This is a genomic window from Piscibacillus salipiscarius JCM 13188 (genome assembly GCF_001311865.1).
Lineage (GTDB): Bacteria > Bacillota > Bacilli > Bacillales > Alkalibacillaceae > Piscibacillus > Piscibacillus salipiscarius.
The window spans coordinates 18,933-31,090 of the sequence record NZ_BBCD01000033.1; the positions used below are offsets into that span (position 1 = coordinate 18,933).

A 12,158-nucleotide genomic window follows, 5' to 3' on the forward strand; every position below is an offset into this window, starting at 1 on the left:
TGCCAAAAATAAGGAGATTTATGCAGCATTACTTAGCATTATACGTATTCATAACTTCTAAAAATGGTTGACGCATCCAATCTTCACAAGCATGCGCTGACTGTTCAATTGCTTCATCAACAATTGTGCGGTTTGACTTTGCAAATTTTCCTAATACATAATCTACAACTGGTAAATCTGTTTCAGGTCTTCCAATTCCAAAACGAATTCGATTGAATTCTTTTGTTCCTAGTTGATCAATAATACTTCTAATTCCATTGTGACCCCCGTGACCACCTTTTTGTCTAAGACGGATTCGTCCAGTTGGCAAGTCTAAATCGTCATACACAACCACTAGATCTTCAGGTTTTAGATCATAATAATCAACAACCTTTTTGACAGCATTCCCAGATAAATTCATGTACGTTTGTGGTTTGAGTAAAATGATTTTCTCACCATGCCAGTGTTCCTCTGCATAATGAGACTCAAAACCACTTTTACTTAGCTTCCAACCGTTTTCTTTCGCAATGTGATCAACAACCATAAATCCTATATTATGCCGAGTTTTGCGATATTTAAAACCTGGATTCCCTAAACCAACGATACACTTCATAATATGCGACTCCTCTATTCATTAAGCTAATTTATGTAATAAATTTTAATTTAGGATGTACTAATAATATGGATCTTAAACTAAATAAATAAAGATCGAAGCCGAATAGATGTGTGACTTCGATCTTTATTATGGTTTAAATTAATCAATTAATTATTCGTCTTCGTTATCGTTTTTCTCGTTGATTACTTCTGGCTCAGCACCTTCTTCTCCGCCTTCTTCTCCTTCTTCAGGAACCTCTTCTGCTTGTGGCGGTAAGATGGTAATGACTGTTGTCTCTGCATCATCTAAAATCTCATAACCTTTACCTGCATTTAAGTCACCAACGGTAATACTATCACCAATGTTCAACTCTGAGATATCAATTGAAATCTCTTCTGGAATGTTATTAGGAGTTGAGCGAACGTTAATGGTGTGTAGCGCTTGTTGTTTAACACCACCATCTTTAACACCTTGTGCTTCACCTTCGAAGTTAATGTTAACTTCTACGTCAACTTCTGTAGACATGTCCACTTGATAGAAATCTGCATGAACAAGTTTGTCTTTAATAACATCTGACTGATACTCATAAAGCATCACATTTAATTGATCTTTGCCTTCAACTTCTAAAGAAAATACAGCGTTACGACCTTCGTCGCGAACGTTTTTAATTAATTCAACTTCCTCAACGGCTACCGTAACAGGTTCCTTACCTTTACCGTAAACTACCGCTGGAACGTATCCTTCTTTTCTTAATCGTTTAGTTTGTGATCTGCGTAGATCTGTACGATCTTGCGCTTGTATTGTTGCTGCCATGATTTTCAACCTCCGTAATTTTTAAGTCTATTATTTTCCCTTCCCTTTATTATACCTTTTTAAACGTAGAAGTAAAATTATAGATAAATTACGCCGTGATCATTAATCAAATAGTGAGCTAATTGAACGATGCTCATGAACACGTTTGATGGATTCTGCAATAAGCTTTCCTACCGAAAGCTGTGTGATTTTGGTGACTGCTTTTCTTCTGATAAAGGAATACTATTTGTCACTGCCAACTCTTTAATTTTAGAATTATCAATACGCTCAATAGCAGGACCTGATAAAACAGGGTGTGTACAACATGCGTAAACTTCTTTTGCGCCGTTTTCCATCATCGCGTTTGCCGCTAACGTAATAGTACCAGCCGTATCAATAATATCATCAATTAGTATGGCTGTTTTACCTTCAACATTACCTACAATATTCATCACTTCTGCAACATTCGGGCGTGGACGACGTTTATCAATTATTGCAATCGGAGCTTTAAGTCGATCAGCTAACATTCTTGCTCTGGTTACTCCACCGTGATCTGGAGATACAACGACGACATCTTCTAGGTTCTTTTCAATAAAATGTTCACTTAAAATTTTAACGCCTACTAAGTGATCAATCGGAATATTAAAGAAACCTTGAATTTGCGCTGCGTGAAGGTCAAGCGTAATAACACGATCGGCACCTGCTGTTTCTAATAAATCAGCTATTAGTTTGGAAGTAATCGGTTCTCTTGAACGGGCTTTACGATCTTGACGAGCATATCCATAATAAGGCATCACGATATTAATCGTTCTAGCTGATGCGCGTTTTAGAGCATCAATCATAATTAACAACTCCATTAAATGTTCATTAACTGGAGCACTTGTTGATTGAACAACAAACACGTCACAACCACGTATGCTTTCTTCAATATTGATTTGCACTTCTCCATCACTGAAGCGTTTAACAGAACTTTTCCTAATTCAACTCCAACATGATTCGCAATCTCTTTTGCTAATTCTGGATTTGAATTCAGACTGAAGACTTTTAAGTAAGGGTCATTGTAATGGTTTGACATAATTTAGAGAACCTCCAAAAAGATATATTTATTGACGTTTGTTCAAACGTTCTACATAACCTTCTTTGTTTTCCTGACGAGACCTTGCAATAGAGAGTGCTTTTTCAGGGACATCCTTTGTAATGGTTGACCCAGCAGCGACATAAGCACCTTTTTTTAACTGTGACAGGTGCAACTAAATTAGAATTACAACCGATAAAGGCTTCGTCTTCTATTATGGTTTTAAACTTGTTTTTACCGTCATAATTAACAGTGATTGTACCACAGCCGATATTAGCATCTTTGCCAATCTCAGCATCGCCAATGTAAGACAAATGCGAAACTTTACTATTGGTATCAATTTCAGATTTTTAATCTCAACAAAATTACCTATCTTAACTTCATCTGAAATGCTGCTTTCTGGTCTAATATGGGCATACGGTCCAATATTTACGTTTTGACCAACTTTGCTTTCAGTTACCACGCTTTGTTTAACAACCGTATGTTCACCAATCACGCTATCTTTAATTTCACTGTTTGGACCGATGACGGCATCACTTTTAATAACAGTCTGACCTGACAGCTTTGTACCAGGCTCAATGACCACATCAGACTCAATTTTAACATCTGAGCCGATGTAAGTATTTGAAACGTCAATAATAGACACACCATTTCGCATATGTTGTTCATTAATTCGGCGCTGCATGATTTTCTCTGCGTTTGATAGTGCTACTCGGTCATTAACACCGATCGTTTCTTCAAAGTTAGGTGTCGTATAAGCTACTACTTTTAACCCGCGTTCTTTCGCAATCGATAATACATCAGGTAAGTAATATTCACCTTGAGAATTATCGTTTGAAACATTATCTAATGCGTCAAATAATAAGTGGTTGTCAAAGCAATAAACGCCCGTATTAATTTCATTAACGGATAATTCATCTTCTGATGCATCTTTATGCTCAACAATTTTTTCAACTTCATTATGTTCATTACGGATGACCCGTCCATATCCAGTTGGGTCTTCTAATATAGACGTTAAAACAGTTACTTGGGCCTGCTGATCCTCGTGATAATTCATTAACTCACTAAGTGTTTCACCTGTTAATAATGGTGTATCACCGCACACAACAATCGTTGTTCCTTGTTTACCTTTTAAATATGATTCGGCCATCTGAACCGCATGACCTGTTCCTAATTGTTCTTCTTGTAAAGCATATTTCGTTCGATCTCCTAGTTGATCTTTAACTAAATCAGAGCCATGTCCAATAATTGTAATCATATCTTCAAGTTCTAACTTAGATAACTGATCAACCACATGCTCTACCATCGGCTTACCACACACCGGGTGTAGTACTTTATATAACTTCGATTTCATTCGTGTTCCTTTACCAGCCGCTAGCACCACAGCATATCTATTTGACATATTCATTTCCCTCCAACACATTCATCCACTATGAATATATCTTAAATTATAAGTGCTTGCAACTTAACTGGGGTTAAATCATATTAACAATTTTTGAATAATGAAAAGACGGAAAATGTACATTGAGAAATTAGGTCAAATAAAAAGAGTCTAACCAATACTTTTGGTTAGACTCTTAAAGCATATTAAGAAGCACCTGCTTCTTCGTATTCGACTTCCTCACCGACGCGGTGGTATTCTTCTAAGACTGCATCTTGAATTTTACCACGTGTGTCAGAATTGATCGGGTGAGCGATGTCTCTAAATTCACCGTCCGGCGTACGCTTACTTGGCATAGCTACAAATAAGCCGTTGTTCCCGTCAATGACACGAATATCGTGAACGACAAACTCCCCGTCTAATGTGATCGATGCGATCGCGCGCATACGACCATCCGTGTTCACACGGCGCAATCTTACGTCAGTTACTTGCATTATGTCTCACCACCTTTAAAAAGTTACTAGCTTAAATAGATTAGAAATAGATTGAATAATGGCAAAAATCAATCTAAAAATAAGGACTTAATTAATCATTTCCACAAGCTTTTAAATAATCCTTCAAGATTTTGAAAAAATTTAAAAAAATATTAAATTTTTATGTTAATTAAGAGACTACTAGAGATTTAATAGGCATGCAATAGTCTTTAGACAAAAAATAGACAAATTTTAAAAAGGTTACGTGCCATTATTTTAAAAAAGAAATGCCCTTCATCTCTGCATGGCATGCGCAATATGCAGGAGTGTCGGGCATTTCTTTTATTATTCAGTCCGGGCCACTTAACTATTAAAGTAATTCCCTTTCTCAACTTTAATGGTTTGATTTTGCTCATCAACTTCCATCATCTTGATAAGGGAAATATAATCTTGTACTTTACGTTCTTCATCTTCATCCTCAGCTTCAGCAAGGACTCCAATTCCTTTAACATTAGCTTCAAATTCATCCATTAAGCTAATCATGCCTTGAATTGTGCCGCCAGCTTTCATAAAATCATCGACAATCAGAACATTAGCATCTTTTTTAATACTTCGCTTAGCCAAAACCATTGTTTGGATCTTTCTTGAAGAACCGGAAACATAATTAATACTAACCGTTGACCCTTCTGTTACTTTTGGGTCTCGTCTAATAATGACAACTGGAACGCCGATTACTTGAGCGACTGCATAAGCAAGAGGAATGCCTTTTGTTGCAACTGTAACAATATAATCGACCTCAGAATGATCAAATGCTGAAGCGAACACTTTCCCTATGTCTTGAACGTATTTAGGATGGCCTAACAAATCACTCATGTAAACATAGCCACCTGGTAAAATCCTTGAAGCATCCTCTAAATGGGTAATCAAATGAGTTACAATGGATTCAGCCTCTTCTTTTGATAAATCAGGGATATATTCGACCCCACCTGCTGCACCTGCAACAGTATGTAGTTCACCTATACCCATTTTCTTGAACATGTCATTTATAATATCAATATCTTCACTAATTGATGACTTTGCAGCATCATACTTTTCAACAAAGTATGGCAGTGAGCTTAACGTTTTTGGATTCTCCAAAAAATAATGGGTCATGGCAACTAACCGTTCACTGCGTTTCATAATCGTTCACCTCAAAACCGAATATTCTTTGTAGACTATACCATTAATGAACGGATTTATCCATTTATTAGCGTAGCATTCGGACAGCATAAACCTCTGAACAGAACCCTCGTAAACTGTTATATATTCTGTTTGCCTTTTCTTCCTTAGCTACAAGAGAATAAACCGTAGGGCCGCTTCCGCTCATTAACACTCCATCGCCACCGGTTTTCTCCATACGGCTTTTAATTTGTGCAACTTCACGATGCATTGAAGCTGTAATAGGTTCTAACACATTACCTAAATTCTCACAAAGACTTTTAAAGTCTTGAGACTCAAGTGCTTTGACCGCTGCTTGTGTTTTGGGTGGGTTATGTTGGTAAAGTCGACTTTTTCGTAAATATCTTTCGTAGATACACCTATATTAGGTTTTGCAAGCACAACCCAACAGGCAGGTGGTGAAGGAAGTGCCGTTAACCTTTCCCCACGTCCTTTCGCTAAGGCTGTACCACCCATAACGCAGAAAGGTACATCTGATCCGATTTCAGCTCCGATTTCCTGAAGTTCTTGATTCGTTAACCTAAGATCATAAAGCCGGTTTACACCTCTAAGAGTCGCAGCCGCATCGCTGCTACCTCCTGCAAGGCCCGCAGCTACTGGAATATTTTTGTCTAAATGTATACGAATACCTTGCTTAATATTAAAACGCTCTTTTAATAAAGTTGCAGCTTGGTAAGCTAAATTTCGCTGATCATTCGGAACAAACCTGTTCTCTGAAGCTATTTCAACTTTATTTGAGTCGATTTTTTCAAACGATAACCGGTCGGCTAAATCAATCGTTGTCATAATCATTTCAACTTCGTGATAGCCGTCATCACGTTTATGTAAAACATCTAAAGTTAAATTAATTTTTGCCGGTGCTTTCTCATAAATCATGTCATGTTTCACCTGCCTACGTTTTTCTTTACGATTGTACCATAAGATTTCCCATGGGTATAAATAATATAAGTAAGAAAAGCGCAAGGCGCCCGTTTAACCACACAGTGACTGGACCAACTAAACTGAGATAAAGGAAACACGGCGAGCATCGCGAGCCGATGGTGACTTATCGTAGGTTTAGTTGGGAAGTCACCCAGTGGTTGGGTACATTGCGCTAGACATTGCTAATCAAAATAAATAGCTGAGGTTTGAAGTGAAAATTTTTTATTTTCCTAGCCTTTAAAAAAGGATAGGTCATTACGACCTATCCTTAGACATTTGCTCTTGAGCCATTTGTACAGCTCTTTTAACCATATTTCCGGCGTCTCGAGACTTAATGCCTCCCCATCCTTCTTTTTGCACCGTGTCGTAAAAACCTAATTCCTTTGCGATCTCTTCCTTCAAACGATCTGACATAATGCCACGTCGTCTTCCCATCGGTTGATCACAACTCCTTTTGTCGTTATTTACGACACTCTTAGTATATGTAATTGCTAAGAAAGAATAATGGAAATGGATGGGGATTGGTTATTATTACGCCATCTTGGTGACTTCATCTGTGAAGGTAATTTCAACCGTCTCAGTTAATACATCCGTATAACTGTAAGACACTCTTTCAAAATTGTGCTCTTCTTGGTCTAGTTCAACGATAAATACGGAAGGATATGTTTCTGCTAAAACGCCTGAGCGTTCAATTGTTTTACGTCGTCCTCCATTAGCTTTTAACGTTAAACGTTCGCCAATTCTGTGATCTAATACTTGTTTGATTTCCGCTAAGGTTTTTCCCATTAGACTCCACCTCACTATTAGTAATCATACCACACTAACCGCCAAAAGTCAAATAAAGTTAAATATTATATCAACTGGCATGTCAATATGTCAACAAATTTTCGTCTTTTTTTTAATTTTACCTAGAATTGTTTATTCATACATGATATTTCCAAAAAGTTTGAAGTGTGGTTACTATAAAACCCAACTATGATATACTATTCATCTTTTGACTTTTCGTTCGTAATTGGTAATTCTTTCATATATGGGAGTCCAACTCTAAATAACCCTTTAGTCTCAATCCCACCAATACCTTTCTCACGTGTTATTGTGCGACTGACAACATCGTAAATATCCACTTTTTCCATAATGGTGTATAGCCTACTTTTGCAACCACATAAACGGGATCTAACGCATGAATATTTATTCGTGTTGGTGAACTTGCAAAATTAGCTCCTGCTCTAATAATCGACTCGAAATGGGACTGGCAAGCTCCAGCGAAGATAACTAATTGGTCTAAACTTGGCTGAAATTTTCGTGCTTCTCTTACCGCTTCAACAAAGTATTTACTGTTACGGTAGGCTCTGATATCTTTTTCATCGCCTTTTTGTTTAGAGTAAGAATCGTGACCAGTAATAACCAAAATGTCCGGTTGCACTTTCTCCATTAAAATTTTAACTTTTACCGGCATTTCTGCTTCTTCAACATACATTCCATGTACTTGTAGCCCTAAACGTTTATAAAGCTGAATACATTTTTTTAAAAATAATGAATCACCATCAATATGAAGCACTTTTGGGCAGATTCTAAATTGTGAGATGGATTGTTCTTTTTCATGAGTTGGTTGTGCATAATCACGAAATGAACGCAAATAATAATCTTGACGAAACATTCGATAAGAAAGGTCTTCATCTTGTTTCATTTCTTTTCGGCGCAAAAACGATCACTTTCGGTTACTTTCTTTAAATCCGATAACGGGGCATCCGCCTTTAAACGAAAATCTTCTCCAAATAATATAGCCTGATTCTTATTAATATTTTGCACACGAAACAAAAGATCGTGATCATATGAATGTCTTGTGACAATATCTCCTTTTGCCAGTTCATAAAAATTCCCCTTCTCAAATACCTTCTCTTATACGATATTGATAAAGGGGTGTAAGTGTGCCTATTGGCTTATGATCTTGTGGCATACGTTTGACAAGATGGCAAATTCCTCTATGGATAAGGACTCCCCACGACGCGATGGTTCAATTCCAGACTCCTCAAATAATTCTATGAATTGATCTTTGCTAAGCCGATCTTTAAATTCTCGCTGCAAATTATTTTTAATGGTTTTTCTTCGTTGTCCAAAACTGGCCTGTACTAGCTCAAAAAATAGAGCTTCATCAGCGATTCCAACTAATGGCTTCTCCCGCTTTACTAATTGCAATATGGCAGAATCAACGTTCGGCTGTGGAATAAAACAAGTTTTAGGAACTGTCATGACCACATTCGATTCGGTATAGTACTGAACAGCAATTGACAATGAGCCGTATTCCTTCGTGTTTGGCCCTGCTGCCATACGATCAGCAACTTCCTTTTGCATCATCACCGTCATCGAATGAATCGGTAGCTCGTCTCTTAACAGCTTCATCAAAATAGGTGTTGTAATGTAATAAGGTAAATTGGCTACCACTCTTACCTGCTCGTCAGCGTTCACCTTATCCTGTAAGAACGATTTTATATCTGCCTCTAATATATCTTGATGATAAACAGTCACATGCTCATAAGGAGCTAATGTATCTTTAAGGACGTCAATTAAACGTTGGTCAATTTCAAATGCATAAACATGTTTAGCTTCAAAAGCTAAATGTTCTGTAAGTGCACCAATTCCCGGTCCGATTTCCAATGCAATGGTGTTTTCGTCAACTCCAGCTTTTGCAACAATCTTTTTTAACACGTTAGGGTCAATTAGAAAATTCTGACCAAGACTTTTCTTAAAGCCTAAACCATGACGTTCCATAATTTCTTTTGTTCGCGTAATCGTTGCGATTGGCTTTGTCACGATGTTTCCTCCTCAATAATCTGACGCATCACTTCTTCAAATGTCGTTAAGTTTATTTGGAACATAGAAAGTCTTTTAGCAAGCTGTTTACCGTTAGCATAACCAATTTTAAGCTTGGCACCAAGTTTTTGGCGGCGATCTTTAGCATTTGGCCCGCCTATTAGTCCGTACTTCACCAAATACGGTTGCCAATCCATATCTTGGTTTTCTTCTTCAACAAGTTCATACACTTGACTTAAGGCTTGTCTTATATCTTGTACTCGAGCATGCTCAATCCCAACACCATGTTTACCAAGCGCTTTTTCCTTTGGTAAAAATGCATGCTTACAACCCGGTACGTGTTCATCTATTAACCTGCGTAATCGTTCGCCAGGATAATCGGGATCAGTAAACACAATAACGCCTCGCTTTTCTTTAGCAAGACGAATTTGATCATAGACATGATGATTAATCGCTGACCCATTTGTTTCGATGGTATCAGCATCAACAGCTAATTTAATTTTTACGGTATCATCTCGCCCTTCAACTACTATGACTTCTTTTATTTTCATGTTCAAACCTCTCTATAACCAAAATAAAAGGATAATCCTTAGTATAACAGGATTATCCTTTAAAATTAATTAATTTCCTCTGCGTATAATTTTCACTTGCACGCTTCGGTTACCCCAATTGTATGCTTCAGATTTAGAGCTAACTAAAATATCGATCTTACGACCATGAATAGCTCCACCTGTATCTTTTGCTACAGCTCTAAAGCTTCCGCTAGGCGTACGCACTTCAACTATGGAATGAAGTGGAATAACTCCTGGGTCAACAGCAATAATTCTCATGCCATTATAGTAAATCGTGTTGTTGACATTAACACCTGTTGCCGTATAACCTGAACAACCTGTGCAATCTGCCGTATACTTAGTCGATCTAAAGGTCATCCAGCCACTTGAGCTAGAACTTGAATCTGAACCCGAACTTGAGCTCACCTGTTGTACAGGTGCTTTCGTTCCTTTAGCGACAAGCTGATTAACACTTTCTTTAACAATTTCTTCGTCAACTAACTCACGAGATACTTCTTTACCATTTTCTTTGGTGATTTCGTAAGTTTCAACCTTTTTTCCCTCTTCACCTTTAGTTAGGAGCTTGCTTTTTCCTTGTAATAGGCTTGAGTCTTTTTTTAGTTTCAGTTTGGTAAGGAATTTCTACTTCCTTTGAAACTTTTTCTTTTGTTACACGTACTATTTCTATAGAACGATTTTTTTCGACACGATCGTCTAAGTCGGCGTTTAGGCGGTCGTGTTTATTTAAATTAATATCAAGATCTTTAAGCAAATCGCCTACCGTTTGATTGGTAGCCATGGTAGTTTTTGTTTTACCACCATCATCGATTTTTACTTCAAACGCTTTTTGAATCGTAAAAGCTAAACCATCTTCAATATCTTTATTTAAATCAACCGATAATTCGTCATGTTCTGAGAGGTTAATAGATTCATCCTCTAAAAACTGTTTGACGTTTTCTGTCGTTGTATAATATGTCTTAGTTTGATCGTCAATTGTTACCTGGACTTCTTGGGCCTGAGTGTATTCAATGACCATTCCGTCTTTAACTTGATCGTTTAAATCAACGGACAAGTCATCGTGTTTCGATACCTCTATGCCTAATTCGTCCATAACTCCACTAACTTCATTAGCCGTTGTTAATGTACTAATCTCTTCACCATCCTGAATAACTGATACTTCAGCGGTGACAGTCTCGAATGCTATGTAACTCACTGTTGCGACAAAAACAAAAACGGTTAATAACGTTAGCATAATCTTTTTGAAGCTAAAGCGCTTCTTGTGTGGGTTAGCACCCCATTTGACGCTCATACATCACGCCTCCTTTTAACTCGCATTTGATTATATGGGTGATTGTTTACAAAGTCAATTCATTCTAAAACTATTTAACTAGTAAACTAGCTCTTATAGCCCACGCCAACTACGATTAGAGTAAATATTAAGATTTTATTACAAGGGTTGAAATGTTCGAAATATTAAAAACACGCGCCCATATAAAAGCATCTTGGCCAAAGTTAGCCTCTTTTATACGTACGCGTGTTTAATAAATTTTATGTCCAATTTTAATTAATTGAGAAGAGTTTTTAGCATTTTCTGTCGTATGCTTAGCGACATCCTCTAAGGATATTTCCCTAATTTCAGCAATTTTCTCAGCGACTAATTTCACATACGCAGGTTCATTACGCTTTCCTCTATTAGGGTGGGGTGCTAAAAAAGGACAATCCGTTTCAATTAAAAGTCGATCTAACGGCACTTCTTCAGCAACTATTTTAGGATCTGCTGCATTTTTAAATGTGACAGGGCCACCTAGTGAAATATAAAACCCTAATTTCAAGCATTCTTCTGCGTAATCAATCACATCATTGTAGCAATGCATAATCCCGCCACATTCCTGAGCATTTTCTTCCTTCAAAATCTGAACGATGTCTTCCGTTGCCTCGCGATTATGAATAATGATAGGCATACCTACCTTTTTAGCAAGCCTGATTTGTTTACGAAAAACTTCTTTTTGCACGTCATGAGGCGATTTATCCCAATGATAATCAAGTCCCATCTCACCAATCGCTACGACTTTGGGATGATCACTTAACTCTTCAATCCAATTTAAGTCTTCATCAGTCATATCAATTGCATCAACAGGGTGCCATCCTACAGCCGCATAAATAAAATCATATTGTTCTGCAATTTCAATGGCTAACGGGATTGTCTTTCGGTCAAATCCGACTACCACCATGTACTTGACACCTTCATCCAAGGCACGCTTAATGACCTCATCACGATCTTCCATAAATTGATCGGCATTTAAATGCACATGTGTATCAAATAACATTAAGTTCACTCCTAGGTTTGTTGATTTTTTAAAAA

11 protein-coding genes and 5 pseudogenes are annotated in these 12,158 nt (G+C 37.3%); all 16 read right to left on the bottom strand.

From position 1 onward, the window contains the following. Positions 1 to 28: 28 nt before the first annotated feature. The 16 genes and pseudogenes from pth to JCM13188_RS16190 all read right to left on the bottom strand — a co-directional run bounded on the left by pth (position 29) and on the right by JCM13188_RS16190 (position 12,123). Positions 29 to 592: an aminoacyl-tRNA hydrolase gene (pth, locus tag JCM13188_RS16120; RefSeq protein WP_054754929.1), complete on the bottom strand. Its 564-nt coding sequence runs from the start codon at positions 590 to 592 to the stop codon at positions 29 to 31. Between the two features lie 153 nt (positions 593 to 745). Then, positions 746 to 1,387 (bottom strand): 50S ribosomal protein L25/general stress protein Ctc, encoded by a 642-nt coding sequence (locus JCM13188_RS16125; protein ID WP_054754930.1) that lies wholly within the window; start codon positions 1,385 to 1,387, stop codon positions 746 to 748. Positions 1,388 to 1,489: 102 nt separating this feature from the next. Beyond that, a pseudogene (locus JCM13188_RS16130) lies at positions 1,490 to 2,441 on the bottom strand (ribose-phosphate diphosphokinase). 28 nt (positions 2,442 to 2,469) lie between these two features. After that, positions 2,470 to 3,843 (bottom strand): annotated as a pseudogene (gene glmU / locus JCM13188_RS16135) (bifunctional UDP-N-acetylglucosamine diphosphorylase/glucosamine-1-phosphate N-acetyltransferase GlmU). A 185-nt stretch (positions 3,844 to 4,028) separates the two neighbouring features. Then, positions 4,029 to 4,316: a septation regulator SpoVG gene (spoVG, locus tag JCM13188_RS16140; protein ID WP_054754931.1), complete on the bottom strand. Its 288-nt coding sequence runs from the start codon at positions 4,314 to 4,316 to the stop codon at positions 4,029 to 4,031. A gap of 342 nt (positions 4,317 to 4,658) precedes the next feature. Next, a complete protein-coding gene (purR, locus tag JCM13188_RS16145) occupies positions 4,659 to 5,474 on the bottom strand; it encodes a pur operon repressor (RefSeq protein ID WP_054754932.1) in 816 nt (271 codons plus the stop codon). A 67-nt stretch (positions 5,475 to 5,541) separates the two neighbouring features. Further along, positions 5,542 to 6,389: pseudogene (gene ispE, locus JCM13188_RS16150) on the bottom strand (4-(cytidine 5'-diphospho)-2-C-methyl-D-erythritol kinase). 300 nt (positions 6,390 to 6,689) lie between these two features. Continuing rightward, positions 6,690 to 6,869 (bottom strand): small, acid-soluble spore protein, alpha/beta type, encoded by a 180-nt coding sequence (locus tag JCM13188_RS16155; RefSeq protein WP_054754933.1) that lies wholly within the window; start codon positions 6,867 to 6,869, stop codon positions 6,690 to 6,692. A gap of 96 nt (positions 6,870 to 6,965) precedes the next feature. Continuing rightward, entirely contained in the window at positions 6,966 to 7,220 is a 255-nt protein-coding gene (gene veg, locus JCM13188_RS16160; protein ID WP_054754934.1) for a biofilm formation stimulator Veg, read from the bottom strand. A 197-nt stretch (positions 7,221 to 7,417) separates the two neighbouring features. After that, positions 7,418 to 8,300, bottom strand: a pseudogene (gene yabG / locus JCM13188_RS16165) (sporulation peptidase YabG). Positions 8,301 to 8,366: 66 nt separating this feature from the next. Continuing rightward, entirely contained in the window at positions 8,367 to 9,248 is an 882-nt protein-coding gene (rsmA, locus tag JCM13188_RS16170; protein ID WP_279402007.1) for a 16S rRNA (adenine(1518)-N(6)/adenine(1519)-N(6))-dimethyltransferase RsmA, read from the bottom strand. After that, positions 9,242 to 9,796 carry a ribonuclease M5 gene (gene rnmV, locus JCM13188_RS16175; protein ID WP_054754936.1) on the bottom strand — a complete coding sequence of 185 codons (555 nt, stop codon included), beginning with the start codon at positions 9,794 to 9,796 and terminating at the stop codon, positions 9,242 to 9,244. The genes rsmA and rnmV overlap by 7 nt, the downstream gene beginning before the upstream one ends. A gap of 69 nt (positions 9,797 to 9,865) precedes the next feature. Continuing rightward, a complete protein-coding gene (locus JCM13188_RS16180) occupies positions 9,866 to 10,222 on the bottom strand; it encodes a 3D domain-containing protein (RefSeq protein WP_279402003.1) in 357 nt (118 codons plus the stop codon). Positions 10,223 to 10,297: 75 nt separating this feature from the next. Continuing rightward, positions 10,298 to 10,423: pseudogene (locus tag JCM13188_RS21530) on the bottom strand (G5 domain-containing protein); the annotation flags it as partial. After that, a complete protein-coding gene (locus JCM13188_RS16185; RefSeq protein ID WP_054754938.1) occupies positions 10,368 to 11,105 on the bottom strand; it encodes a ubiquitin-like domain-containing protein in 738 nt (245 codons plus the stop codon). The pseudogene JCM13188_RS21530 and the gene JCM13188_RS16185, both read right to left, overlap by 56 nt. A 229-nt stretch (positions 11,106 to 11,334) precedes the next feature. Beyond that, a complete protein-coding gene (locus JCM13188_RS16190) occupies positions 11,335 to 12,123 on the bottom strand; it encodes a TatD family hydrolase (RefSeq protein WP_054754939.1) in 789 nt (262 codons plus the stop codon). Between the last annotated feature and the right edge of the window lie 35 nt (positions 12,124 to 12,158).